This window comes from Microbacterium sp. sgz311019, from assembly GCF_056135325.1.
Genome location: NZ_JBWAXO010000001.1, coordinates 220,156 through 246,306 on the forward strand (window position 1 = coordinate 220,156; position 26,151 = coordinate 246,306).

The following is a 26,151-nucleotide window of genomic DNA, read 5'->3' on the forward strand; positions in this document are numbered from 1 at the left end:
GGTGCCCGGGTCAGAGGCCTGCGGCGCGCCGCAGGTCGTCGACGCGGTCCAGGCGCTCCCACGTGAAGTCGGGCAGCTCGCGTCCGAAGTGTCCGTACGCCGCGGTCTGGCGATAGATCGGGCGGAGCAGGTCGAGGTCGTCGATGATCGCCTTGGGCCGCAGGTCGAAGACCTCGCGGATGGCCGAGACGATCGTTTCGTCCGCGACATGGCCCGTGCCGAACGTCTCGACGTAGAGGCCCACGGGATGCGCAGCGCCGATCGCATAGGCGACCTGCACTTCGAGGCGGTCGGCGAAGCCCGCCGCCACCGCGTTCTTCGCCACCCACCGCATGGCGTATGCGGCCGAGCGGTCGACCTTCGAGGGGTCCTTGCCGCTGAAGGCGCCGCCGCCATGACGGGATGCGCCGCCGTAGGTGTCGATGATGATCTTGCGGCCGGTCAGGCCCGCGTCACCCTTGGGACCGCCGATCACGAAGGGCCCGGCCGGATTGACGAGGTAGGTCACGTCGGAGGCGTCGAGGCCCGTCGACTCCAGCACGGGGTCGATGACCTCCTCGCGCACGAGGGCGCGCAGTTCGGCCTGGCTCACGTCCGGGTGGTGCTGCGTGGAGAGGACCACGGACTCGATGGTCCGGGGAACCGCCCCCTCGTAGCCGAGCGTGACCTGGGTCTTGCCGTCCGGGCGGAGGAACGGCAGCCGTCCGCCCCGCCGCGCACCGGCCAGGTTCTCGGCGAGGCGGTGCGCCGTCCAGGCGGCCATCGGCATGAGCTGGGCCGTCTCGGTCGTCGCGTAGCCGAACATGATGCCCTGATCGCCCGCGCCTTGCGCGTCGCGCGGGTCGACCGACCCGCCCTCGCGGTGCTCGAGCGCGTTGCCGACACCGGCGGCGATGTCGGGCGACTGGGCGCCGATCGACACGCTGACGCCGCACGAATCGCCGTCGAAGCCCATGTCGCTCGACGTGTAGCCGATGCTCGTCACGACGTCGCGGACGATCGCCGGAATCTCGACATACGTGCTCGTCGACACTTCGCCCGCGACGTGGACGAGCCCGGTCGTCACAAGCGTTTCGACCGCGACGCGCCCGTGCGGGTCGTCGGTGAGGATCGCGTCGAGGATGCTGTCCGAGATCTGGTCGCAGACCTTGTCGGGATGGCCCTCGGTGACGGACTCGGACGTGAACAGGCGCAGTTCTGTCATCGACCCTCCAGGATCAGTGGCTCACAATCGGGCGGCGGCGTGCGGACCAGTATGCCGACGGCCGGGGACATGCGTCCGCCGGCCGTCGCGCGAGGTCATACGTCACTCAGCGTGGCGCAGACGCAGCTTGTCCTCGTTGATCTCGTGAAGGGCGATCGTGAGCGGCTTGTCCTCGACGGTCGAGTCGACGAGCGGGCCCACGTTGTCGAACAGGTTCCCCTCGTGCAGGTCGGAGTAGTAGTCGTTGATCTGACGCGCGCGCTTCGATGCGTAGATCACCAGCTGGTACTTCGAGTCGACCTTCTCGAGAAGGCTGTCGATCGCGGGCTCGATGATGCCCTGATTGTTTCCGGCCATGGCGAATCCTCCTGGTTTCGGGTGTGGCGGCAAAGATGCGGCGCTCAGGCGCGCGGAAGCGCGCGCGAAGGCGCCTGAGCCAATTCTACGACCTCTCGAGCCGCAGTGGCGACATCCTCGTTCACGACGCGGTAGTCGAACTCGTTCTGGGCGGCCAGCTCGACCTTCGCCGTCCGCAGCCGCCGCGCCCGCTCCTCGGCGTCTTCGGTGCCGCGGCCGACGAGTCGCTGCACCAGCTCGTCCCAGCTCGGCGGTAGCAGGAACACGAGCGTCGCGTCGGGCGCGGCTGCCCGCACCTGGCGGGCGCCCTGGAGGTCGATCTCGAGCAGGGCCGTCCCGCCGGCGTCCAGCACGCGCTCGATCGGCTCGCGCGGCGTGCCGTACCGGTACTTGTTGTGCACGGTCGCGTGTTCCAGCAGCGCACCCGTGGAGACGAGGCGATCGAACTCGGCGTCGTCGACGAAGAAGTAGTGGATTCCGTCGACCTCGCCGGGCCGCGGCGGACGCGTGGTCGCCGAGACCGAAAGGTGGATGTCGGGGTGGTGCTCGCGGATCTGGGCCGCAACGGTGCCCTTGCCCACCGCGGTGGGACCGGCGAGCACGATGAGCCTGCTGCGGCCGCCGCGCGGGGCGGGCTCCGGCATCCGCTCGTCGAGCCAGGCCTGCAGGGCGCCGCGCTGGCGCGTGCCGAGCCCGCCGAGGCGCTTGACGGGCGAGATGCCGAGCGAGTCCAGGATACGGTCGCGCTTTCCCTCGCCGATCGCCGGCAGGGAGATCAGGAAGTCCGTGATCCGCAGCGTGCCGGCCGTCGACGAAGGGTCGGCGAACGCGCGGGACAGGACGGTCTGAGGCGAGACGACGCGCGCGGCGAGATCGCGCTTCAGGCTGGCACGGGCACGACGGGCGGCGACGGCATTGCGGGAGGCGGCGACGCGGTCGACCTCGGGCGGAGTGCGGCTGTCAGGCATGGGATTTTCAAGCGTACAGCGCGGCACGCTCCGCAATGCGCGCCGCGAGACCCGCCGGACCGGCCGAGAGGATGCTGCGGCTCTCACTGGCGACCACGTTGCCCGCGACCGCCCCGAAGAGCGACGACAGCTCCTGCGCACGCGCCCCCTGGAACCCGAAGCCGGGAGCGAGGATGGGCGTTCCCTTCAGCAGGTCGTCCGTGAGACCGAACGCAGCCCGGTCGAGCGTTGCGCCGACGACGAGACCGAAGGAGCCGAGGCGCGCACCGCCGTTGCGGGCGCCGACCTCGCCGGCCACCTGCGCAGCCACGGACCGCTCCCCCGCGTCGGCCGCCTGGATCGTCGCGCCCTCGGGATTGCTCGTCGCCGCGAGCACGAAGAGTCCCTTGCCGTGCTCGGCGGCCAGGTCGAACGAGCCCGCCAGGGCTCCTACTCCGAGGTACGGGCTGACGGTGAGCGCATCGGCCTCGAGCGGTGATCCGGGAGTGAGCCACGCACGGGCGTACGCATCCATCGTCGATCCGATGTCGCCGCGCTTCGCGTCCGCGATCACGAGCAGGCCCGCGGCGCGCGCCGCCGCCAGCACGTCCTCGAGCGCGGCGAAGCCGGCAGACCCGTGCCGCTCGAAGAACGACACCTGGGGCTTGACGATGCCGACGCGGCCCGCGGCCGCCTCGATCACGCGCAGCCCGAACTCGCGGGCGCCGCCTGCCGACGCATCCATCCCCCACTCGGCGAGCAGGGATTCGTGCGGGTCGATTCCGACGCACAGCGGGCCGTGCGTCGCGAGGACGCCGGCCAGCCGCGCGCCGAAGTCGGTCACGCGCGTGCCGCCCGGGCCTCGGCGTACTCCTGCAGGCTCGTGACCTCGAAGCCGTCCTGCATCGCATCCATCGCCGTCACGGCCGCGCCCAGAGTCGCGATCGTCGTGAAGAGGGCCTTGTCGGCGGCCACCGCCGCCGCTCGGATCTCGTAGCCGTCTGCCCGCGCGGACATGCCGCTCGGCGTGTTCACGACGATGTCGATCTCGCCCGCGTTGATCAGGTCGACGATGTTGGACTCGCCGCCCTCCTGCGTCTCGCTGAACTTGCGCACGACGCCCACCCGGATGCCGTTGCGTGCGAGGATCTCGGCCGTGCCCTCGGTCGCGACGAGCGTGAAGCCGAGCTGCTGAAGACGGTGCGCGGGCAGGATGACGGCCCGCTTGTCGCCGTCTGCCACCGAGATGAACACCGTTCCGGACAGCGGCATCCCGCCGTACGCGGCATCCTGGCTCTTCGCGAACGCGGTCGGGAAGTCGCGGTCGATGCCCATGACCTCGCCCGTCGAGCGCATCTCGGGGCCGAGCACGGAGTCGACCGTGTGACCCTCCTTCGTGCGGAAGCGCTTGAAGGGCAGCACGGCCTCCTTCACGGCGACCGGGGCGTCCAGCGGGACGCGCGACCCGTCGACCGCGGGCAGGAGACCCTCGTCCTTCAGCTCGGCGACGGTCGCGCCGGCCATGATCCGGGAGGCCGCTTTCGCGAGCGGGATGCCGAGCGCCTTCGACACGAACGGCACCGTGCGGCTCGCACGGGGATTCGCCTCGATGACGTACAGCACGTCGGCGCTGATCGCGAACTGGACGTTCAGCAAGCCGCGCACGCCGATGCCCTCCGCGATCGCGAGGGTGGCGGTGCGGACCCTGTCCACATCGGCGCGCCCGAGGCTCACCGGCGGCAGGGTGCAGCTCGAGTCGCCGGAGTGGATGCCGGCCTCCTCCAGGTGCTCCATCACGCCGCCGATGTACAGCTCGGTGCCGTCGTACAGCGCGTCCACGTCGATCTCGATCGCGTCGTCGAGGAACCGGTCCACGAGGAGCGGCATGCCGGGACCGATGATCGCCTGGTCGGCGACGCGCACGAAGTAGTCGCGCAGGGTCGCGGTGTCGTAGACGATCTCCATGCCGCGGCCGCCGAGGACGAAGCTCGGCCGCACGAGGACGGGGTAGCCGATGTCCTCCGCGATGACCACTGCGCCCTCGACATCCGTCGCCGTGCCGTGGCGCGGGGCCATGAGGCCCGCCGCATTCAGGATGCCGCTGAAGAGGCTCCGCTCCTCCGCCAAGTCGATCGCCTCGGGGCTCGTTCCGAGGATGCGGTAGCCCGCATCCTGGATGCCCTTCGCCAGGCCGAGCGGCGTCTGGCCGCCGAGCTGGCACACGACGCCGAGGATCACGCCGGACTGGGCCTCAGCGTGCAGCACCTCGAGCACATCCTCGAGCGTGAGCGGCTCGAAGTAGAGGCGGTCGCTCGTGTCATAGTCCGTCGACACCGTCTCGGGGTTGCAGTTGACCATGACGGTCTCGTAGCCGGCGGCGGACAGGGCGAAGGACGCGTGCACGCACGAATAGTCGAACTCGACCCCCTGCCCGATGCGGTTGGGGCCCGAGCCGATGATGACGACCTTCGTCCGGTCGGACGGCGCCACCTCGGTCTCACTGTCGTAGCTCGAGTAGTGGTACGGCGTCAGGGCGGGGAACTCGCCCGCGCACGTGTCGACCGTCTTGTAGACCGGCCGTACGCCGAGGCCGTGCCGCACGCCCCGGATCTCGGCCTCGGGCTCGTCGCGCAGCTGCGCGATCTGCGCATCGCTCAGGCCGTGCTCCTTCGCGATGCGGACGGTCGCGGCATCCAGCTCGGGCGCGGCCGCGACGAACGCGGCGACCTCGTTGATGAGCACGATCTGGTCGAGGAACCAGGGGTCGATCTTCGTCGACTCGAAGAGCTGCTCCACCGTGGCGCCCTTGCGCAGCGCCTGCTGGACCGCGATGATCCGGCCGTCGGTCGGGGTCGCCGCCACCGCGAGGAGCTCCTCGACGGAGCGCGGCTCGTCACCCCAGTGGAAGCTCGACCCGCGCTTCTCGAGCGAGCGCAGCGCCTTGTTGAGCGCCGTCGCGAAGTTGCGGCCGATCGCCATGGCCTCCCCGACGGACTTCATGGTCGTCGTGAGGGTCGTGTCGGCGTTGGGGAACTTCTCGAAGTTGAACCTCGGCACCTTGACGACGACGTAGTCGAGCGTCGGCTCGAAGCTCGCCGGCGTCACCCGCGTGATGTCGTTCGGGATCTCGTCGAGGCGGTAGCCGATGGCGAGCTTCGCGGCGATCTTGGCGATCGGGAATCCGGTGGCCTTGGAGGCGAGGGCCGACGAGCGCGACACGCGGGGGTTCATCTCGATGACGATGATGCGGCCGTTCTCGGGGTCCACCGCGAACTGGATGTTGCAGCCCCCCGTGTCGACGCCCACCGCACGGATGATGTCGATGCCGATGTCCCGCAGCTTCTGGTACTCGCGGTCGGTGAGGGTGAGCGCCGGTGCCACCGTGATCGAGTCGCCGGTGTGCACGCCCACCGGGTCGACGTTCTCGATCGAGCAGACGACGACCGTGTTGTCGGCCGTGTCGCGCATGAGCTCGAGTTCGTACTCCTTCCAGCCGAGGATGGACTCCTCCAGGAGCACCTCGTGCGTCGGCGAGTCGTGCAGCCCGGCGCCGCCGATGCGGCGCAGGTCCTCCTCGTCATGGGCGAACCCCGACCCGAGGCCACCCATCGTGAAGGACGGGCGGACGACGACCGGGTAGCCGAGCTGCTCGGCTCCGGCGAGGAGGTCCTCCATCGAGTGGCAGATGACGGATGCCGCGACGTCCGCCCCGGCCTCGATCACGAGCTCCTTGAAGATCTGGCGGTCCTCGCCCTTGCGGATGGCGTCGACCTTCGCTCCGATGAGCTCGACGCCGTACTTCTCGAGGATCCCCCGGTCGTGCAGCGCCATGGCCGCGTTCAGCGCGGTCTGCCCGCCGAGCGTCGGCAGGATCGCATCCGGCTTCTCCTTGGCGATGATCGTCTCGATGACCGCCGGGGTGATCGGCTCGATGTACGTGGCGTCGGCGAAGTCCGGGTCGGTCATGATCGTCGCCGGGTTGGAGTTGACGAGGATGACGCGCACGCCCTCCTCGCGCAGCACGCGGCAGGCCTGCGTGCCCGAGTAGTCGAACTCGCACGCCTGGCCGATGACGATCGGCCCGGAGCCGATGACGAGGACGCTCTTGATGTCGTCGCGCTTAGGCATTCTTGGTCTCCAGGTTCGCGACGACGAGGTCGCGGAAGCGGTCGAAGAGGTAGTTCGCGTCGTGCGGTCCGGCTGCGGCCTCCGGGTGGTACTGCACGGAGAACGCCGGGATGTCGAGCGCCCGCAGGCCCTCGACGACGTTGTCGTTGAGGCCAATGTGGCTGACCTCGACGCGGCCGTAGCCGTTGGGGCTCTGCGTCTCGCCCTCGATCGGGGCGTCGACGGCGAACCCGTGGTTGTGCGCCGTGATCTCCACGCGGCCGGTGGCCTTGTCCAGCACCGGCTGGTTGATGCCCCGGTGGCCGAACGGCAGCTTGTACGTGCCGAACCCGAGGGCGCGGCCGAGCAGCTGGTTGCCGAAGCAGATGCCGAAGAACGGCAGCCTGTCGTCGAGCACCGCGCGCAGGAGCTCGACGTGGTCATCCGAGGCGGCGGGGTCGCCCGGGCCATTGGAGTAGAAGACCGCGACGGGATCGATCGCCCGGATCTCGTCGATCGTGACGCTCTGCGGCAGCACGTGCACCTCGAAGCCGCGTGCGGCGAGATTGTCGATCGTCGCCTGCTTGACGCCGAGGTCGAGCACCGCGAGGTTGCCGATGCGCTCCGCCGTCGCCTCGGTCACCTCGGCCGTGGCGACCGACACCTCGGCGGAGAGGTTCCGGCCCGCCATCTGCGGCGCCTCGCGCACGATGCGCACCTGCTCGTCCGGATCGATGGATGCCGCGTCCCCGGAGAAGATCCCGCCGCGCATGCTGCCCGCCGAGCGGATGTGGCGCGTGACCGCGCGGGTGTCGATGCCGCTGATCCCGACGATGCCATCGGTGACGAGCGCGCCGTCGAGCGACTGGTCGGCGCGCCAGTTCGACACGACCCGGGAGGGGTCGCGCACGATGTAGCCGGCGACCCAGATGCGGCGAGACTCGGGGTCCTCGCCGTTCATGCCGGTGTTGCCGATGTGCGGGGCGGTCTGGAGGACGATCTGACCCGCGTACGAGGGGTCGGTCAGTGTCTCCTGGTAGCCCGTCATGCCGGTGGCGAAGACGACCTCCCCGAGGGTCGTGCCGCGGGCGCCGTAGGCGCGCCCGACGTGGCGGGTGCCGTCCTCGAGGACGAGCACCGCGGGGTCTGACGTGAAGGTCATGCGTCGGCTCCTGTCTGGGAGTCAGAGGGTGAGACGGGGAGGATGCCGGCCACGGCCTGCGCGAGGGCGCGGGCCGAGGCATCCGTGGGACGGAAGTACGAGTCGACCGTCGTGTCGAGGTCTGTGCGCCAGACGAGGCGCACGAGGCCGTCCTTCTCGACCACGCGGTCGATGGCGACCGTGGACTGGCCGACCTCGAGGATGCGATCGGGAGTGAGGACGAAGCGCGTCTTGCCGCCGAGATCGACCCCGAGGCCCTCGGTCGCGACGGTCAGGCCGGCGAACGAGCGCATCCCGAGGCCGGGGGCGGCGATGCGCTCCAGCGGCTCCTCGTGGCGCGTGGTGGCGACGTACAGCGAGTCGAACGCGGCCTGGACATGGGCATCGGACGGCAGCTCGCCGTGCTCGATGAGCGGGGTCGAATCGCGCTGGGCTCGGCGCATCCACGCCCACACCGCCCCGACTGCGACGGCGGCCACGAAGAGGGCGATCAGGACGACGGGCAGCAGATTGCTCACGCGAGCACCCCCGTCTCGGCGAGGACGCCGTCGGCGACCGTCGGAACGCCGCGATGGATCGTCCAGACGACCCGGCCCGGCAGCTCGCGACCGAGATAGGGCGAGTTGCGGCTGCGGCCCTTGAGGTCGCCGGACGAGAAGACTCCGCCGACCGCCGGGTCGTACAGCGTGAACTCCGCCGGCTCGCCGGCGGCGAGCGGGCGGCCGTGTCCATCGAGGCGGCCGATGCGCGCCGGCGTGCGGGACATGACGCGCGCGACGTCGGCCCAGTTCAGCAACCCGGTGTCGACCATGGCCTGCTGCACGACCCGGAGCGCGCTCTCGAGTCCCACCATGCCGTTGGCCGCCGCCTGCCACTCGCACGACTTGGACTCGTCCGGGTGCGGCGCGTGGTCGGTGGCGACGATGTCGATCGTGCCGTCGGCGAGCCCCGCGCGCACGGCGTGGACGTCCTCGTCGCGGCGCAGGGGCGGGTTGACCTTGAAGCGGGCGTCGTAGCCGCGCACGAGCTCCTCGGTCAGGAGCAGGTGATGGGGCGTGACCTCGGCTGTGACCTGGATGCCGCGGGCCTTCGCCCAGCGGATGATGTCGACCGATCCGGCCGTGGACAGGTGGCAGACGTGCAGACGGGAGCCGACGTGTTGGGCGAGCAGCACGTCGCGGGCGATGATCGACTCCTCGGCGACGGCCGGCCACCCGGCGAGGCCGAGCTCGGCCGAGACCGCGCCCTCGTTCATCTGGGCGCCCTCGGTGAGCCGCGGGTCCTGCGCGTGCTGGGCGATCACGCCGTCGAACGCCTTCACGTATTCGAGCGCGCGGCGCATGATGAGCGGGTCGGAGACGCAGAAGCCGTCGTCGCTGAACACCCGCACCCGCGCACGGGAGGACGCCATCGCGCCCAGCTCGGCGAGGCGCTCGCCCTTCTGCCCGACGGTGACGGCACCGACGGGCTGCACGGTGACGTAGCCGGCGGCCTCTCCGAGCGACAGCTCCTGCTCGACGACGCCGGCGGTGTCGGCGACCGGCGACGTGTTCGGCATCGCGAACACAGCGGTGTAGCCGCCGGCCGCGGCCGCGCGTGAGCCGGTGAGGATCGTCTCAGAGGCCTCGTACCCGGGCTCGCGCAGGTGCGTGTGGAGGTCGACGAGTCCGGGAAGGGCGACGAGTCCGTCGGCATCCACCACCGAGGCGCCCGCCCGCGAGAGCCCGGTGCCGACCTCGGCGATGCGGCCGTCTGCGACCAGGATGTCGGCGGCGTCCCCGCCCTCCCGTCGCGCTCCGCGGTAGATCACGGCACCGGCGGTGCCGGCATCCTGTCGAAGGGCGGTCATCGGGCGTCCTCCTTCTCGTTGCGCTCCCCGGCGAGGAGCAGGTAGAGCACGGCCATCCGCACGGAGACGCCGTTGGCGACCTGCTCCAGCACGGTCGAGCGTGCCGAGTCGGCGGCGTCGGCGGAGATCTCCAGACCGCGGTTCATCGGGCCGGGGTGCATCACGATGCTATCGGCCGGCAGTGCGGCGAGCCTGGCCGCGTCCAGGCCCCACGTGCGCGCGTACTCGCGCTCGGTCGGGAAGTAGGCCGCGTTCATGCGCTCCTGCTGGATGCGGAGCATCATGAGGGCATCCGGACCGCCGGCGATCGCCTCGTCGAGGTCGTACCCGATGCGGGCGGGCCATGAGGTCACGTCCTGCGGGATGAGCGTCGGCGGGCTGACCAGCGTCACCTCGGCGCCGAGGGTGTTCAGGAGCCAGAGGTTCGAGCGGGCCACGCGCGAGTGCAGGACGTCGCCGACGATCGTGACGCGGTAGCCGCTCAGGTCGCGTCCCCGGCTGTCGGCGCCGAACCGGCGCTTGCGCATCGTGTACGCGTCGAGGAGCGCCTGCGTCGGGTGCTCATGCGTCCCGTCGCCGGCGTTGACGACGCCGGCGGTGATCCAGCCGCTCGTCGCGAGGGTCCGGGGAGCGCCGGAGGCGCCGTGGCGCATGACCACCGCATCCGCCCCCATCGCCTGCAGCGTCTGGGCCGTGTCCTGCAGCGACTCGCCCTTAGAGACGCTCGACCCCTTCGCCGAGAAGTTGATGACGTCCGCCGACAGCCGCTTGGCGGCGGCCTCGAACGAGATCCGTGTGCGCGTGGAGTCCTCGAAGAAGAGGTTCACGACCGTCTTCCCGCGCAGCGCCGGCAGCTTCTTGACCTCGCGCTGCTGCGCGTCGGCCATGTCCTCGGCGACGTCGAGGATGCGCAGGGCATCCTCGCGGCCGAGGGTCTTGGTCTCGAGCAGGTGCCTCATGGCGCTCACTCCCCCTCGATCGTGACGGCGTCCTCGCCGTCGACTTCGGCGAGTCGCACGTGCACGCGCTCGTCGCGCGCGCTCGGCAGGTTCTTGCCGACGAAGTCGGGGCGGATGGGCAGTTCGCGGTGGCCGCGGTCGACGAGCGTCGCGAGGCGCACGATGGCGGGCCGGCCGATGTCCTGGAGTGCGTCGAGCGCGGCGCGGATGCTGCGCCCGGAGAAGAGCACGTCGTCCACCAGCACGACGACCTTGCCGTCGATGCCCCCGGCGGGGATCTGCGTCGGGCGGGGCGTGCGCGTGGGATTGCGGTGCAGGTCGTCGCGGTACATGGTGACGTCGAGGGCGCCCGCCTCGATCGACTCGCCGGAGATCTCGCCGAGGATGCGAGAGATCCGCTGGGCGAGGGTCACGCCGCGTGTCGGGATGCCGAGGAGCACCAGATTGTCGGGACCGCGATTGGACTCGAGGATCTCGTGGGAGATCCGAGTGAGGGCTCGAGCGATGTCGGCTTCGTGCAGCACGGTTCGCGTGCTCATCCGCCGCTCCCTTCTCCGCCTCTCTGGACGGTGTTAAAGGTTGCTGGGGTTGCCCGCCCAGTCTATCGAAGCGGGAGCGTCCGCTGGACCTCCGTTACGGCACCGGGATCAGGAGCGCCTTGCCGATGACGGTCGTCACACCGTCGAGGCCGTGCGCGAAGCGGTCCCGCAGCGGCGGGAGGCCGCCGAGGGTCCACAGCACCTCGGCGTTGCTCCAGGCGTTCTGGCGAGCGGCGCTCATGCTCCAGCCTGCGATCGTGTTCTCGACGAAGCCCAGCGGCGGGAGGGCGTCCCCGAGCAGGCGCACGTCGAGCTGGGCCTTCGCGGTCTCGATCAGGCTGTCCAGGGTGGTGTCGAGCGCGGTGAAGTCGCCGTGCTGCACGCTGCCGTCATCCGGCGCGATGCCGCTCGCCTGGCACGTCGTCACGATCGCGAAGGCGAGATCGTGGTTGATGTGGGCGTTCATCCCCGCGAGGGCGCACTGGATGCGGGCGAGCCGCTGGTCGCCGCGAGCCGCGAAGAGCACCTGCCAGCATCCGGGCAGCGGAGATCCGTCGAGGAAGTCCGCCAGCGCCGAGAAGTAGAGCCGGGCGAACTCCACGTCGAGGGCCGCCATGAACCCGGCATCGGCGAATCCGTGGGCGGCGGCGCGGGTCCCGACCGTCTCGGTGACGGTGAGGTACAGGCCGTTGAACCACTTGAGCCCGTCACCGTCGGTGGCGAGCGCGTCGATCGTCTTCATCAGCGCGACGACGTCGGCGATGCTCGACAGCGGGACCTGCAGCGCGGCCCGGATCTGCGCGTCATAGGCGAACACACTGGGAAGTGTAGGCCCCGCGCCGGCGAGGGGCGGGACGGATCCTCTCGATCCGTCCCGCCCCGTCACAGCGCGCGGCATCAGCTCTTCGGCGGGGCCGAGCGCAGGGCGCGGGATGCGACCACCATCGCGGCGGCGACCAGCACGACGTCCTTCAGGATGTACTGCGCGGTCAGCGTCGGGCCGGGCGTGAAGAGATCGCCGGTGAAGAACACGAGCGGCGAGAGGATGCCGACGAACGTGACGGCGAGCAGTGCCAGGGCGAAGCGCTGGAACACGCCCGCGATCAGCAGGATGCCGACGAGCGACTCCATCGCGGCCGTGATCGCCATGGCCGGGTAGCCGGTGACGATCCCCAACGACAGCGAGTGCCACGTTCGCATGACGAGCGCTTCGATCGGGCTCAGGCCCGGCACGAACTTCAGCAGGCCGAACACCAGGAACACGAGCCCGAGCGCGACGCGCAACACCGAGATCGACCAGCGCTCGAGCAGCGTCTTCACGCCGCCCTCGACGGTGGCCTCGAATCGGACGGCGCGCGCCCACCCGGACTCGCGGCCCGGAGCCGACGTGGTCATGGATCCTGCACGGACAGGGATGGTTGTCATTGCGACTCCTTCGTTCGTCTCTCGTTTGGAAGAACCGAAGATCAAGAGCCGGGTTCCCCGGGCGTGATACGAGAGGAGCGCGTGTATCAGCGAGCCGCGCCGCCGCTCGACGGCGGATCGCGGTCGGCGGGCTCGCGAGCGAAGGCGGGTTTCGCGGCGGTGCTCAGGCGGCCGGAACGGTGGCGCCGCGGAACAGCTCGTCCTCGACGGCGCGGGCGCGGATGCCGTGTCCCTGGCTCGTGAGGCACTTGCCGCTGCGCAGGTCCCAGCTCCAGTCGTGGAGGCTGCACGTGAGCACGCCGTCCTCGATCTTGCCGGTCTTGGTGAGGTCGGCGCGCAGGTGCGGGCAGCGACGCTGGACGATCCAGTCACCGAGCTGCGCGTCCTCCGTCTGATCCGACTGCTCCGCGTACCAGTTCTCGACGTACTCGATGCGGTCGCGCGACAGGCACTTCAAGAACGTCGTGAGGAACTCGTTGAACTTGCCGCTGCGTCCGACCTCGAACTGCATCGACAGGAAGATCGAGTTCGACCAGTCGATCTCGTGGTCCGCGATGTTGGTCGAGACGAGGTCTGCGGGGATCGTGTACCAGTAGATGCACTCCTCCCCCGCATACTCGCGGACCTTCGCCTTGGGAAAGTCCACCACCATGTCGAGCTCGCCGATGCGGAAGCGCACGTTGCCGCCGACGCCGTCGCGGATGGTGCGCGCGCGGCGCAGCAGCGGCTCCCACCACTCCTTGATCGCCGCGAGCATCTCCGCGGGCGCGAGCGCCGGTGCGCGCCGCGCCTCCTCGGCCCGGATCTCGTCCTGGCGGGTGTCGCGCTGCTCGGCGAGGTAGTCCCACTTCTGGCCGAAGATGCGCTCGATCTCGGCATCGGAGAACAGCGTCTGGGTCACCGTGAGGTCGGCGTGGTCGAGGTCGACCTGCGTGCCGGGCAGGAAGAGGTAGCCCTTCTGGTCAGGACGCTCTTCGGCCATGTGATCGAGGAACTGCTGCTGGTCGGTGAAGATCGCGTCGTCCTGGAGCCCCCAGCCGTTGTAGCGGAACAGCTCCTCGCGCAGGAACATCGGCGGGCCGGCCATCGGCAAGACGTGCTCGGCATCCACCTTCTCGATGTAGTACATGGCGCGCTTGTTCTGCGCATCGCGCTTGAGCCGCGCGAAGTTCTGCTTCGCGTCGTGCGGCAGGTCGTAGACCATCGGCCACCAGATGGCGCCCGACACCTGCGTGAAGTACGCGTCGGGCTTCGAGAACGACAGCAGCCTCTCAAGATCCAGGGGGTGCGAGTCGTTCTGGTTCAGGATGCTCGCCGTGCCGTCGTCGACGCTCAGCGACGAGTCGCCGATGGGGCCGTCGCTCGGCGCACGCAGTGGCGTGACCATGACTTTGAGGTCGCCGAACTCGAGGGGAACGCCGGCCTGGGTGTAGACGATGTTGTCGTAGCCGAGTCTGCGCAGGTCGGTCTCGAGGTCGTCGGTCGGGTACTCCGGCAGCAGGACCTTGATGTCCTTCGGCACGTACCTCTCCAGCAGCACCGGGTCGAAGTGGTCGCGGTGGCGGTGCGAGATGTAGAGGAAGTCCGCGGCGCCGAAGCGCTCCCAGTCGAGGCCGCGATTGTCGGGAAACGGGAACCAGGAGCCGAAGAAGCTCGGCCCGAGCACCGGGTCGCACAGGATGCTGCCACCCTTGGTCTCGATGAACATGCCGGCGTGACCGAGCCCCGTGATCCGCATGGAGTCCTCCCGTTTCGAACCCTACGAGCCTAGCCGAGGGCGCGTTCGCAGCCGGGTCGACCACCCGTGCGGGAGCCGACTCACCCGGCGACTGCGCGGGTTGCTCAGCCGTCCAGCAGCCCGCGGATGTCGTCCGCGGTGAGCGCCTGGCCGAAGAGCGCGTCGTCGTCCATCACGGCCTGGAACAGCCGTGCCTTGCGCTGCTGCAGCGCCATGACCTTGTCCTCGATCGTGTCGGCCGCGATCATCCGGTAGACGTTCACCGGATGCGACTGCCCGATCCGGTGCGCGCGGTCGACGGCCTGCGCCTCGGCCGCCGGGTTCCACCAGGGATCGAGAAGGAACACGTACTCCGCCTCGGTCAGGGTGAGCCCGAATCCGCCGGCCTTCAGCGAGATGAGGAAGACCGGGTCGGAGCCCGAGCGGAACCCGTCGATCACACGCTCCCGGTGGCGCGTGGAGCCGTCCAGAGAGCAGAACGAGATGCCGGCGCGCTCGAGCCGCTCCTGCACGAGCGCAAGGTAGGAGGTGAACTGGCTGAAGACGAGCACGCGGTGTCCCTCGGCGACGATCTCCGCCAGCTGATCCATCAGGGCGTCAAGCTTGCTGGACGCGACGTGGGCGAGCTCGGGATCGACCAGGCCCGGGGCGAGGCTCAGCATGCGCAGCAGCGTCAGCGATCGGAAGACGATGAACCGATTGCGGTCGAGGTCGTCGAGCAGGCCCAGTACCTTCTGCCGCTCGCGCTGCAGGGTCGCGTCATAGACGGCGCGGTGAGCGGGCTCGAGGTCGATGCGCAGCAGCTGCTCCTGCTTGGGCGGGAGCTCTGCGGCGACGAGCTCCTTCGTGCGGCGCAGGACGAGCGGACGGATGCGCCGGCGCAGCCGCGCGAGCCGGCCCGCGCGGAATGACCCGCCCTCCTGATTCTCCGGCACCTTCGCCTTCTCGATCGGCCCGATGTACTCCTCGCGGAAGCGGCGCGACGACGGGAACAGCCCGGGCGCCGTCACCGACAGGAGCGCCCACAGCTCGGACAGGCCGTTCTCGAGCGGTGTCCCCGTGACGGCGTAGCGTGCGTCCGCACGCAGGCGCGCGACGGCGCGGTGCAGCTTCGTGGTCGGGTTCTTCACGAACTGGGCCTCGTCGAGCACCACCGCCGACCAAGCGATCTCGGCGAAGGCGTCGGCATCCAGTCGCAGCACGGTGTACGACGTGACGACGATATCGGCGGAGGCCGCCGCATCCCGTAACGCCATCCGGCGCTTCTTCGCGGTCACCGCGAGCGTCTCCACGCTCAGGCCCGGCGCGAAGCGCGCCGCCTCGGTCGTCCACGTCGACAGGACGGATGCGGGCGCCACGACCAGCACCGGCCGCCGCTCCCCCGCCTCGCGGATGTGCTGGATGAACGCGAGCATCTGCAGCGTCTTGCCGAGGCCCATGTCGTCGGCCAGGATCCCGCCGAGCCGATGGCTCCAGAGGAAGGCCAGCCAGTCGAGGCCCGTCTGCTGATACGGCCGCAGCGTCGCGGCGATGCCCGTCGGCGCCGTCGCCGCCACGACCGCCGTCCCCTCGGCGCCGCCAGCGCGCAACCCGTCGACCAGCGCCCGCCACGCGACGGCGGGCTCTGCCTGGTCTGCGAGGTCTTCGAACTCCTCCCAGAAGTCGACCTGATAGCGGCTGATGCGGGTCGTGCCGGGCTCCCACTCGGCCAGCCCACCGGACTCGTCGATGAGGTCCCGCAGGCGCTGCAGGGCGGGATGCGACAGCGAGAAGTAGGCGCCGTCCTGCAGCAGCATCTTCTTTCGGCCGCGCGAGAGCGCCGTGAACAGCGGGGTGAACGGGATGCGGCGGCCATCGATCGTGACGATGACGCCGAGGTCGAACCAGTCGGGGTCCGGCGACTCGACGGTGGTGACCGTGATCTCCGGCGTCGCATCGAGCTCGTGGTAATGCGGCGCGTTTCCGGTGACGACGACGCGCACGCCCGGCACGGCCTCGAGAGCCGGCACGACCGACGTGACGAACTCGGCGGCGTCGGTGTCGTGCAGCACTCCCTCCGCTGCGAACGCCGGTCCGCCGGCACCCTCCCACGCATCGCGGACCCGACCCGAGATCGCGGCCTCCAGCTCGGCGTCGCGCTCCGCGTCGCCCGCGTCCGCCGCGAACGGCTTGGGTGCCGAGCCGGGATAATCCCACCTCAGCCGGAACGTCGCCGTGTGACCGGCGCCGTGCGCGAGCTCGACGGCCAGATGCGGCTCGGGAAGCGGCGGCAACTGGAATCCGTCGCTCCCGACGACCCGGCTCATCCGCGCGATCCGCGGGTAGTACTCGCGCAGGAAGTCATCTGCGTCGGCGGCAGGGACCACCAGTCCGCGCGGCTGATCGAGCACAGCACGCACGGCATCCGTCAGCGTGACCGGCGCCAGCGTGATCGTCAGCGCCGATTCATCGAACGCGAGGGCGTACACACCCGTCCGGCCGATCGGGCGAACGCCGGCGACCGCCGCGCCGTCGATGGAAGCCGGCGCCCGCACCGCGAGACCGCCGCCGGGCACCGACCCGACGGAGAGCCCGACCTCGGCTGCAGCCGCCAGCACGACCCTGCGGTCCTTCCGGGTGCCGATGAAGGGGATGCCGAGTGCCGCCGCCGACGCCAGCTGCGGCCACAGGAGGCGCGAGCCCACCGTGTCCAGCGTGATCCACTCCGACGTGTCGAGCGGTGCACCGAGGGTGCGCACATCCCGCGTCAGCGCATGCAGCTCGGCGAACCACCGGGCCTGCTCCTCGTCGTGGGGGCCACCGGGCCGGCGCAGCGACTCCCACGACACGTCACCCTTGACCCAGCCGCCCGTCGAGACGCTGCGGACATAGGGGCGGACGCCGAGCAGCAGCTCGCGATCCGCACGAGGCGCCCCGGCCACGCGCGCCTCCTGCGTGCGCGGCGGCGCCCAGGGCGAACGCTGCGGAAGGCGCTCGCGCAGCTCGAAGCCGAGCGCGAGCGGGATGCGGGCCGCCCGGGCGGGAGCCGGCTCCGCAAGAACCGCACGCCACGCGGCTCCCCGGACCCTCGAGGCCGCGGCCGGCTGGGAAGCGGAGAAGGATGCCGGCACGGCATCCACGTTAGGCGACACCGAGGACACGTCGTCCTGGAGCGGGCGGACTCAGCTCGAGCGTGCGACCCGTCCGAGCACGCCGTGCACGAATGCGCCCGACTCCTCCGTGGAGAACTCCTTGGCGAGTTCCACAGCCTCGTCGATCGCGACGGCCGACGGCACCTGGTCGTTGTACAGGATCTCCCACGTCGCGATGCGCAGCAGGGCGCGGTCGACGGCGGGCATGCGCGCGAGCGACCAGTCCTTCGACGAGGACGTGATCAGCTCGTCGATCTCGTCGTGATTGTCGATGATGCCGTCGACGATCTCGCGCGCGTAGAGCCACGACGCCTGCCGCGCCGGCTCGTTCGCCGCCCGCTTCGCCTCGGCGGCGAGGACGACTCCGAGTTCCTCGTCCCGCACATCGGCCTGGAAGAGGATGTCGAGGGCGCGCTTTCGCGCCTTGGTGCGTGCGCTCATGAAGGGCGCGCGTCAGCTCACGCGGCCGAGGTAGTCGCCCGAGCGCGTGTCTACCTTGACCTTCGTGCCCGTCTCGAGGAACAGCGGGACCTGGATCTCGTAGCCCGTCTCGACGGTCGCGGGCTTGGTGCCGGCCGACGAGCGGTCGCCCTGCAGGCCCGGCTCGGTATAGGTGATCTCGAGCACGACGGATGCCGGCAGGTCGATGTAGAGCGGGTTGCCGTTGTTGAGGGCGATCGTGACCTGCTGGTTCTCGAGCAGGAAGTTCGCGGCATCCCCCACCGTCGCCGCGGGGACGGTGATCTGGTCGTAGTCGGAGACGTCCATGAAGACGAAGCCGTCGCCGTCGTTGTAGAGGTACTGGAAGTCGCGGCGGTCGACGTTCTCGATCTCGACCTTCGCGCCCGCGTTGAACGTCTTGTCGACGACCTTGCCGGTCAGGACGTTCTTCATCTTGGTGCGGACGAACGCACCGCCCTTGCCCGGCTTGACGTGCTGGAACTCCACGATGCTCCAGAGCTGACCGTCGATGTTGAGGACGACGCCGTTCTTGATGTCTGCAGTCGATGCCATGGCTGAAGGGTTCCGTTTCGTGAAGTCGATGGGCGGGCCTGCGGCAGGCGGCCCGACGCTCGATTCTACGGGATGCGCTGCACCGAACCCGGGAAGGCTCTGGATCAGCCGTCGGCCTGGCCGGTGATGACGTCGATCAGGCGTGTCACCGCGTCGGCGTAGCCCGCCACGCCGTGCCCGATGACGTGCACGATCGCCGCATCCGCCACGTACGAATGGTGGCGGAACTCCTCCCGCTGCGTGATGTCGGAGATGTGCACCTCGGCCACGGGCAGGCCGACGCCGAGGAGCGCGTCGCGCAGGACCACGGAGGTGTGCGTGAGACCGCCCGGGTTGATCACGATGCCGTCGCAGTCGTCTCGCGCGGCGTGGATCGCATCGAGCAGGACGCCCTCGTGGTTGCTCTGCACGGCCCGTACGACGAAACCGCGGGATGCCGCGGCCTCCGCCGCGATCCGCTCGACATCGGTCAGGGTCTCCGTGCCGTAGATCTCCGGCTCGCGCGTGCCCAGCAGGTTGAGATTCGGTCCGTTGACCAGCAGGAGTCGGCGCGTCGTCACGTGGGCACCATACCAAGATCGGGCCGTGCTCACAGGCCCGCTCCCTGAGCCGACAGGCGCACCGGCGCATTGCCGGCTCCGTATCCGTCGTACCCCGCGCGACGCTCGACGACCTCCCAGAACACCGTGCCGACGGTGCAGGTGTAGAACTGCAGATATTCCGCCTCACCGTCCCGGTCGTAGACCATCCCGAGCTCGCGGAGCTCATCCACGAACGCAGGGTCGAGAGAGAACCGCGCGGCGAGATCCTCGTAGTAGTTGTCGGGGATCCGGAGCGCGTCCAGCCCCCGCTCGCGCGCGGAGCGTGCGAGCGCACGCGCATCGGTGCAGCGGACGGCGACGTGCTGCGGGAGTCCGCTCGCATGCCCCCGCGTCTCGAAGCTCGGCGGCGCCACGTTCAGCGGGACCCGCACGCTGCCATCCGGCGACCGCATCACCCGGGACTGCACGAGGCCACGGGGACTCGCGACGTCGGTCGCGCTGACCGGCTCGAGCGAGAACACCGAGGTGTAGAACAGCACGGCTTCGTCGATCACCTGCCAGGGCTGCGTCAGACTCACGTGATCGATGGCGAGGATGCCGGCATCCTGGCCGCTCTCCCGGGACTCGCCGTGCTCGAACTCGGCCGTCCAGTCCGGCTCGGACGCATCGCGGGCCGCGGACCAGAAGATCTGCGTGCCATCGGGCGCGATCGCCGCATCGAGCGCCTGCTCGGAGGCGTAGGTGCGGCGGTAGGCGATCGGCGTCCCGAGCTCGCGCGCCCGTTCGCCGAGACGATCGGCGTCGGGGACGAGGAGACCGATCGCCGCGAGATGCGGCTGGACACCCACGGCATGCTGCTCGTTCAGGACGATCCGCGCCTCCCCGGCGCTCCACAGCGTGACCGGCTTCGTGCGGTGCCTGCCGCGCGCCGTGAAGCCCAGCTGCGTCAGCATGACCTCGACATCGGAGGTGTCCGCCGCGACGATCTCCGCGAAGTCGAAGCCGGTCGGCGGCGGGGATTCGGGAAGCCTGTCCAGTCCGCCCGACGCCCCGGTGGGCACGTCGGGCAGGCGGGAGACCGCATCCTCCAGCCAGCGCAGGGAGCGTCTCGCATGGACGGCGGTGCCCCTCACGTCGGTCTGCCGGAACGTGTCGTTGAAGACCTCCAGCGACAGCGGGCCCGCGTATCCTGCGCGCACGACATGCGCGACGAATCCGGCGAGGTCGAAGCTTCCCTCGCCGGGGAAGAGACGGTGGTGGCGGCTCCAGGACAGCACGTCCATGGTGACGACGGGCGCGTCGGCGAGCTGCAGGAAGAAGATCCGGTCTCCCGGGATCTGCTCGATCGCCGCCGGATCGTGGCCGCGCGAGAGGATGTGGAAGGAGTCCAGGCACACGCCGACGGCCGGGTGGTCGGCGAGTTGCACGATGCGCCACGCCCGCCGGTAGTCGTCCACGAACCTTCCCCAGGCGAGTGCCTCGAAGGCGATCCGGATGCCGTAGCCCTGCGCGAGCTCTCCGAGCCGGCGCAGCTGATCCGCGCTGATCTTGTCGTCGTCGATCGTCGCAGTGGCGACGTTGCTGCAGCACAGCACGAGGTCCATGCCCAGGCGCTGCATCAGCTCGAACTTCGCCCGCGCCCGGCGCAGCACGTCCGCGAAGGTCTCCTCGTCGACTCCTTCGACGTCGCGCATCGGCTGATACAGATCGAGGGTGAGCCCCAATCGCGCCGCCAGCGCACGGATCTCCTCCGGGCTCTCGGGGGCCGCGACGAGGTCCGGCTCGAAGATCTCGACGCCGTCGAACCCGGCCGCGGCGCACGCGTGAAGCTTCTCGACGAGCGTGCCGCTCAGGCAGACGGTGGCGATGGAGGTCTTCATGACCAGCTAATGTACCAGCTGGTACATTAGCTGGGAAGAGCCACCCCGCTCCTCACGGGCGCCGCACAGCGACTCGGATAGTCTGCCCTCGTGGCATCCATGCAGCGCGACGCGGAGCGCACCCGGGCAGAGTTGCTGGCCGTTGCGACCGAGGTGTTCGCCGAGGACGGCTACTCCGGCGCCCGCGTCGACGACATCGCCGAGCGCACGCGGACGACGAAGCGGATGATCTACTACTACTTCGGCAGCAAAGAGGGGCTCTATCTCGCGGTGCTGCAGGACGCCTACAACGGCATCCGCGACGCCGAGCGCTCCATCGATGTCGACCACACCGATCCCGTGCCCGCGATGCGGCAGCTGGCGGAGCTGACGTTCGATCACCACGTGTCGCACGATGCGTTCATCCGCCTCGTCGCTATCGAGAACATCCACCGGGGCGAGTTCATCAACCGACTGGAGTCCCTGCGCACCGCTTCACAGCCGGCTGTCACCCGGCTGGACGAGATCCTGCAGCGCGGCCGCTCGACCGGCGACTTCCGCGCCGACATCAACGCGCTGGACGTGCATCTGCTCATCAGCTCGTACTGCGTGTTCCAGGTGGCCAACAAGTACACGTTCGGCCACCTGTTCGACGTCGACTTCGACGACCCGAGCCAGCGCCGGCATATGCGCACGATGATCGGCGACATCGTCGTCGCGTGGCTCACCGCTCGCTGAGCGACCCCCTCTGCCGAACCTGGTTGACAGGTCGGATCTCGCGTGATTCACTATGGACGTACCAGTTAGTACATTCGAGTCGAACAAGGGAGTTCGCGTGAGCGCGTCGCACCGCTACCTCGTCGGGCTGGTCGGCACGGGCGTGACGCCATCCCTCACACCGGGCCTCCACATGGCCGAGGCGCAGTCCCTCGGCATCGACTACCTCTACCGCCCCATCGATCTGACGACGCTCGGGCTGGCGCCCGACCATCTGCCCGACATCCTCGTCTGGGCCCGGCGCTTCGGCTTCGACGCGCTCAACGTGACGCATCCGTGCAAGCGCCTCGTGATGGAGTACCTCGATCGCATCGATCCGCTGGCGGCGGCGCTCGGCGCAGTGAACACAGTCCTGTTCACCGATGACGGAACGGTCGGCTACAACACCGACACCACGGGGTTCGAGACGGCGTTCACCACCGGGCTGCCGGATGCGCCGATCGCCGACGTCGTCCTCCTCGGCGCGGGCGGCGCAGGGTCGGCGGTCGGCGATGCCCTCCTCCGCGTCGGCGTCCGCCGTCTCGCCGTGGTCGACGTCGACCATGAGCGCGCGGCGCAGGCCGCGGCGGACCTCGGCGCCCGGCACGATGCGGTCGTTCACGCGGCGACGCCGGAGAGCCTCCCTGCCCTGATCGCGCGCGCCGACGGCGTCGTCCATTGCACGCCCACCGGGATGCACGACCACCCCGGCATCCCCTTCTCCCCCACTCTCCTCCGCGCCGACCTCTGGGTGGCCGACATCGTGTACCGCCCGCTCGAGACCGAACTGCTGCGCGCCGCCCGCGCGATCGGCTGCCGGACCCTCGACGGCGGACAGATGGCGGTCTTCCAGGCCGTCGACGCCTTCCACCTCATCACCGGCATCCGCCCCGACGCCGATCGCATGATCGGCACCTTCCGCCAGCTCGTCGCAGACGACGAGCTCGTCAGTTAGGAGTACCCATGTCCACCACCGCAGTGCCGCGGAAGACCCCGGTCCGCGCCGCCGTCGCCAGCTTCTTCGGCAGCGCCGTCGAGTACTACGACTTCTTCCTGTTCGGATCGGCGGCTGCATTGATCTTCCCGACGGTCTTCTTTCCGTCCGGGGATCAGGCTGCGCTCGTCATGTCGTTCGCGACCTTCGGCTTCGCATACATCGCGCGGCCGGTGGGTGCGGTCTTCGTCGGCCACTTCGGCGACCGCCTCGGCCGGCGGCGCGTGCTGCTCTTCACGCTGCTCGTCATGGGGCTGTCGACCTTCGCCATCGGATGTCTGCCGACCTACGCGCAGATCGGCTGGGCCGCCCCCATCCTGCTGGTCGTGTGCCGTCTCCTGCAGGGGCTCTCCGCATCCGGCGAGCAGGCCGGAGCCTCGTCGCTCACGCTGGAGCACGCGCCCGATCGCCGGCGCGCGTTCTTCACCTCCTGGACGCTCACGGGCACGCAGGGCGGCCAGATCCTCGCCGCGCTGGTGTTCATCCCCGTGGTCGCGATGCCCGACTCCATCAAGCTGACATGGGGATGGCGCATCCCGTTCTGGCTCAGCGCCGTCGTCGTCATCGTCGCCTACGTCATCCGCCGCGGCCTGCACGAGACTCCCGAGTTCGAGGAGACGAAGGCCGAGGGCCGCATCGCGCGCATCCCGCTCATCCCGCTGCTGCGCGACCACTGGCGCGACGTGCTCCGCGTGATCTGCTGTGCGTTCATCGCGGCGGTGTCCACGGTCTTCGGCAACCTCGCGATCGCCTATGGAGTCGTCGTCGGCCTGAACCCTGCCATGACGCTGTGGCTCGTCGTCGCGGCGAACCTCGTCGCCATCGGCACGCAGCCGATGTTCGGAGCACTCGCCGATCGCGTCGGCCGCAAGCCGGTGTTCATCTACGGCGCGATCGCCTCGGCCCTCCTGATGCCGTTCTACATGCTGTCGATGGGCGCCGGGAACCTCGCCCTGACATTCGTGCTGGCGGTGCTCACCTTCTCCTTCGGCTACGCCGCCGCGAACGCCGTCTGGCCGGCGTTCTACTCCGAGATGTTCAGCACCCGCGTGCGGTTCTCGGGCGTCGCCATCGGAACCCAGCTCGGCTTCCTCATGGCCGGCTTCGCACCCACCATCGTCACCGCGCTCGGTGGAGTCCAGCAGGGTGGATGGGTCGTCATCAGCGTCTTCACGGCCGTGATCTGCCTCATCGCCGTCGTCAGCGCGCTCACGGCCCGCGAGACGAAGAACGTGCCCACCGACGAGCTCGGCCTTCGGAGCGAGCACATCGCGCGGCCGACCCCCGTCAACGCCTGACATCCTGCACGCAGACGCGGCCTCGCCCACGGGCGAGGCCGCGTCGTCTATGCGTGCGCGCGCCCGTCAACCGGGAGGGGCCGGGTCATCACGAGCTCCGGCCCGATCGTGCCCGTGAACGTCTCCCCCGTCGGCGTGAAGCCGGCACGCCGGTAAGCACCCTGCGCGCGGAGATTGTCGGCGTGCACGTCGAGCGACAGGATGCGAGCCCCTTCTGTCACGGCCCACGCCTCGGCGACCGTGAACAGGCGGTCGATCGTGCCGTCGCCTCGGTGACTCGGACGGACGTAGACGCCCACGATGTCGGCGCGCTCGGTGTGCACGGTGTGCCCGAGGTGGTCGATGATGCCGGGCTTGCGGATCAGCACGCTGAGCGAGCCGACCCACGCCGGCGTTTCTGCATCCTCGTCGATCGCGACGAACTGCGCCGAATCGGCGGAGTCCGCGGCACGGCGAGTGCGCTCCTGCCAGAACTCGTCGCTGTGAGCGGCGACCTGGGCGGGCGACTCGAGGAAGGCGATGCCGGCATCGGGATCCGCGACGGCCTCGGCACGCAGCGCCCGCACGTCCCGCCACTCGGAGGCGAGGATGCGTCGTACGCTCGAGCGGCCCGTCACCGCGCCAGCCTACCCGCGCGGCTCAGCCCGCGACCTCCTGGTATGCGGCGAACAGCAGCGACTCGTCCGGCGCCTGCAGCACGGTCGGTCGGGCGATGTCGTCGAGCACGATGAAGCGCAGCATCGACCCGCGGGTCTTCTTATCGCGCTGCATCGTCGCCAGCAGCTGCGGCCATGCGCCGGCGCGATAGGTCATGGGCAGGCCGAGGGCGCCGAGCACATCGCGGTGGCGCTGCACCGCCTCATCCGGCAGCCGCCCCGCCAATCGTGAGAGCTCGGCGGCGAACGTCATGCCCACCGAGACGGCGGCCCCGTGGCGCCAGCGGTAGCGCTCGGCGTGCTCGATCGCGTGTCCGAGGGTATGCCCGTAGTTGAGGATCTCTCGCAGGCCCGCCTCGCGCAGGTCCTCGCCGACCACCCGCGCCTTCATGTCGATCGCGAGCTCGATGCAGCGGCGGAACGACGCGGAGCGCGGATCGAGGACTGTCGTCGGATCGTCCTCGATGAGGTCGAGGATCTCGGGATGCCAGATGAATCCGGCCTTGGCGACCTCGGCGAAGCCGGCGACCCGCTCGTTCGGCGACAGCGAGTCGAGCAGATCGAGGTCGCAGATCACCGCACGCGGCGGCCAGAACGCGCCGACGAGGTTCTTGCCCTCGGCGGTGTTGATGCCGGTCTTGCCGCCGACGGCGGCATCCACCATCCCGAGCACCGTCGTCGGCACCTGCACGACCGCGACTCCGCGCAGCCATGTGGCCGCGACGAAGCCGGCGAGGTCGGTCACCGCTCCGCCGCCGAAGCCCACGACGGCGTCGGTGCGCGTGAAGTCCGCCTGACCCATCACCTGCCAGCAGAATGCGGCCACCTCGACACGCTTGCCCTGCTCGGCGTCCGGCACCTCAGCCAGGAGCACCTGCCGATCGGCGCCGAGCGACGCGCGAAGTGCCTCCGCCTGCCCGGCGAGCGTCGGCGGGTGCACGATGAGCACCTTCTGGGCGGCGGAGGGCAGCGCCTCGGCGAGGCTCGACAGGATGCCGCGCCCCACGCGGATGTCGTAGGGCTCGTCGCCCGCCACCTGGATCGTCGTGGTCTCGCTCATGCGGAGCGTCCCTCCTCGTTCGTCTGCGCACCCTGCTCCACCGGCTCGGCACCGATGGCCCATGTCACGATCGCGTCGACGACGGCGCTGAGAGGTCCGCGGGATGTGTCGAACGTCGCATCCGCCAGCTCTTCGTACACCGGGCGTCGCGCCGCATAGATCTCCTGCCACCGAACGACGGGATCGTCGCCCGCCAGCAGCGGGCGGTTCGTCCCGGCGATGCGGGCGGCCACGATCCGCGGCTCCACGGTGAGGAGCACGACCCGGTGTTCGCGAAGGAGCGCGCGGGTCTCGGCATCCGTCACAGCGCCGCCGCCGAGGGCGACCACGCCGTCGGACTCGAGCGCGACCGCGACGGCCGCGCGCTCGATCTCGCGGAAGCGCTCTTCACCCAGCTCGGTGAAGATCTTCTCGATCGGCCCGTGCTCGCGAACCACGAGCGCGTCGGTGTCCGTGAACGGAACTCCCAGCGTCTTCGCCACCCGGCGCCCGACGCTCGTCTTGCCCGCACCCATCGGCCCGATCAGCACGAGGGCGCTCATGCGCCGCCCCGC

At 70.0% G+C, this 26,151-nt stretch carries 23 protein-coding genes and 1 pseudogene; 3 read left to right on the forward strand and 21 right to left on the reverse strand.

What is annotated here, in order from left to right:
* Window positions 1–10 precede the first annotated feature (10 nt).
* The 18 genes and pseudogenes from metK to AC0NZN_RS01140 form a co-directional block, all read right to left on the reverse strand.
* Complete coding sequence (gene metK / locus AC0NZN_RS01055; RefSeq protein WP_474590416.1) at window positions 11–1,204, reverse strand: methionine adenosyltransferase; 1,194 nt, start codon at window positions 1,202–1,204, stop codon at window positions 11–13.
* 102 nt (window positions 1,205–1,306) lie between these two features.
* Window positions 1,307–1,561, reverse strand: coding sequence for a DNA-directed RNA polymerase subunit omega (gene rpoZ / locus AC0NZN_RS01060; RefSeq protein WP_474590417.1), 255 nt, complete (start codon window positions 1,559–1,561; stop codon window positions 1,307–1,309).
* A gap of 44 nt (window positions 1,562–1,605) precedes the next feature.
* The gene (gene gmk, locus AC0NZN_RS01065; protein ID WP_474590418.1) at window positions 1,606–2,529 is read right to left on the reverse strand and encodes a guanylate kinase; all 924 of its coding nucleotides are present in this window, start codon (window positions 2,527–2,529) and stop codon (window positions 1,606–1,608) included.
* Between the two features lie 7 nt (window positions 2,530–2,536).
* On the reverse strand, window positions 2,537–3,352 hold the full coding sequence (gene pyrF, locus AC0NZN_RS01070) for an orotidine-5'-phosphate decarboxylase (protein ID WP_474590419.1): 816 nt from the start codon (window positions 3,350–3,352) through the stop codon (window positions 2,537–2,539).
* Window positions 3,349–6,636: a carbamoyl-phosphate synthase large subunit gene (carB, locus tag AC0NZN_RS01075; RefSeq protein ID WP_474590420.1), complete on the reverse strand. Its 3,288-nt coding sequence runs from the start codon at window positions 6,634–6,636 to the stop codon at window positions 3,349–3,351. The genes pyrF and carB overlap by 4 nt, the downstream gene beginning before the upstream one ends.
* Entirely contained in the window at window positions 6,629–7,777 is a 1,149-nt protein-coding gene (gene carA, locus AC0NZN_RS01080) for a glutamine-hydrolyzing carbamoyl-phosphate synthase small subunit (RefSeq protein ID WP_474590421.1), read from the reverse strand. The genes carB and carA overlap by 8 nt, the downstream gene beginning before the upstream one ends.
* Window positions 7,774–8,295 carry a PH-like domain-containing protein gene (locus tag AC0NZN_RS01085; protein WP_474590422.1) on the reverse strand — a complete coding sequence of 174 codons (522 nt, stop codon included), beginning with the start codon at window positions 8,293–8,295 and terminating at the stop codon, window positions 7,774–7,776. Before AC0NZN_RS01085 ends, carA begins: the two co-directional genes overlap by 4 nt.
* Complete coding sequence (locus AC0NZN_RS01090; protein ID WP_474590423.1) at window positions 8,292–9,626, reverse strand: dihydroorotase; 1,335 nt, start codon at window positions 9,624–9,626, stop codon at window positions 8,292–8,294. Before AC0NZN_RS01090 ends, AC0NZN_RS01085 begins: the two co-directional genes overlap by 4 nt.
* A complete protein-coding gene (locus AC0NZN_RS01095) occupies window positions 9,623–10,585 on the reverse strand; it encodes an aspartate carbamoyltransferase catalytic subunit (protein WP_474590424.1) in 963 nt (320 codons plus the stop codon). Before AC0NZN_RS01095 ends, AC0NZN_RS01090 begins: the two co-directional genes overlap by 4 nt.
* Window positions 10,586–10,590: 5 nt before the next feature.
* A pseudogene (gene pyrR / locus AC0NZN_RS01100) lies at window positions 10,591–11,127 on the reverse strand (bifunctional pyr operon transcriptional regulator/uracil phosphoribosyltransferase PyrR); the annotation flags it as partial.
* A gap of 91 nt (window positions 11,128–11,218) precedes the next feature.
* Window positions 11,219–11,941, reverse strand: a complete 723-nt coding sequence (locus AC0NZN_RS01105; RefSeq protein ID WP_474590425.1) for a DUF5995 family protein — start codon at window positions 11,939–11,941, stop codon at window positions 11,219–11,221.
* Between the two features lie 80 nt (window positions 11,942–12,021).
* A complete protein-coding gene (locus AC0NZN_RS01110; RefSeq protein WP_474590426.1) occupies window positions 12,022–12,549 on the reverse strand; it encodes a DoxX family protein in 528 nt (175 codons plus the stop codon).
* Window positions 12,550–12,712: 163 nt separating this feature from the next.
* On the reverse strand, window positions 12,713–14,287 hold the full coding sequence (locus AC0NZN_RS01115) for a Rieske 2Fe-2S domain-containing protein (protein WP_474590427.1): 1,575 nt from the start codon (window positions 14,285–14,287) through the stop codon (window positions 12,713–12,715).
* Window positions 14,288–14,391: 104 nt separating this feature from the next.
* Window positions 14,392–17,397, reverse strand: a complete 3,006-nt coding sequence (locus AC0NZN_RS01120; RefSeq protein ID WP_474590428.1) for a DEAD/DEAH box helicase — start codon at window positions 17,395–17,397, stop codon at window positions 14,392–14,394.
* A gap of 51 nt (window positions 17,398–17,448) precedes the next feature.
* Window positions 17,449–17,859, reverse strand: a complete 411-nt coding sequence (gene nusB, locus AC0NZN_RS01125; RefSeq protein WP_474590429.1) for a transcription antitermination factor NusB — start codon at window positions 17,857–17,859, stop codon at window positions 17,449–17,451.
* A gap of 12 nt (window positions 17,860–17,871) precedes the next feature.
* A complete protein-coding gene (gene efp, locus AC0NZN_RS01130; RefSeq protein ID WP_474590430.1) occupies window positions 17,872–18,432 on the reverse strand; it encodes an elongation factor P in 561 nt (186 codons plus the stop codon).
* A gap of 104 nt (window positions 18,433–18,536) precedes the next feature.
* Window positions 18,537–18,992 (reverse strand): type II 3-dehydroquinate dehydratase, encoded by a 456-nt coding sequence (locus AC0NZN_RS01135; RefSeq protein WP_474590431.1) that lies wholly within the window; start codon window positions 18,990–18,992, stop codon window positions 18,537–18,539.
* 29 nt (window positions 18,993–19,021) lie between these two features.
* Complete coding sequence (locus AC0NZN_RS01140; RefSeq protein WP_474590432.1) at window positions 19,022–20,854, reverse strand: bifunctional sugar phosphate isomerase/epimerase/4-hydroxyphenylpyruvate dioxygenase family protein; 1,833 nt, start codon at window positions 20,852–20,854, stop codon at window positions 19,022–19,024.
* 99 nt (window positions 20,855–20,953) lie between these two features.
* On the opposite strand from AC0NZN_RS01140, the gene AC0NZN_RS01145 reads away from it, so the two are divergent.
* From AC0NZN_RS01145 to AC0NZN_RS01155, 3 genes are all read left to right on the forward strand, one after another.
* Complete coding sequence (locus AC0NZN_RS01145) at window positions 20,954–21,571, forward strand: TetR/AcrR family transcriptional regulator (protein WP_474590740.1); 618 nt, start codon at window positions 20,954–20,956, stop codon at window positions 21,569–21,571.
* A 97-nt stretch (window positions 21,572–21,668) separates the two neighbouring features.
* Window positions 21,669–22,544: a shikimate dehydrogenase gene (locus AC0NZN_RS01150; protein WP_474590433.1), complete on the forward strand. Its 876-nt coding sequence runs from the start codon at window positions 21,669–21,671 to the stop codon at window positions 22,542–22,544.
* 8 nt (window positions 22,545–22,552) lie between these two features.
* Window positions 22,553–23,881 carry an MFS transporter gene (locus AC0NZN_RS01155; protein ID WP_474590434.1) on the forward strand — a complete coding sequence of 443 codons (1,329 nt, stop codon included), beginning with the start codon at window positions 22,553–22,555 and terminating at the stop codon, window positions 23,879–23,881.
* A 47-nt stretch (window positions 23,882–23,928) separates the two neighbouring features.
* Here the strand turns inward: AC0NZN_RS01155 and AC0NZN_RS01160 are convergent, their stop codons facing one another.
* Genes AC0NZN_RS01160 through AC0NZN_RS01170 form a run of 3 tightly spaced genes read right to left on the reverse strand, consistent with a single transcriptional unit; the run spans window position 23,929 to window position 26,139 of the window.
* Complete coding sequence (locus tag AC0NZN_RS01160; RefSeq protein WP_474590435.1) at window positions 23,929–24,498, reverse strand: GNAT family N-acetyltransferase; 570 nt, start codon at window positions 24,496–24,498, stop codon at window positions 23,929–23,931.
* Window positions 24,499–24,520: 22 nt separating this feature from the next.
* Window positions 24,521–25,597, reverse strand: a complete 1,077-nt coding sequence (gene aroB / locus AC0NZN_RS01165) for a 3-dehydroquinate synthase (RefSeq protein ID WP_474590436.1) — start codon at window positions 25,595–25,597, stop codon at window positions 24,521–24,523.
* Window positions 25,594–26,139: a shikimate kinase gene (locus AC0NZN_RS01170; protein ID WP_474590437.1), complete on the reverse strand. Its 546-nt coding sequence runs from the start codon at window positions 26,137–26,139 to the stop codon at window positions 25,594–25,596. The genes aroB and AC0NZN_RS01170 overlap by 4 nt, the downstream gene beginning before the upstream one ends.
* Window positions 26,140–26,151 lie beyond the last annotated feature (12 nt).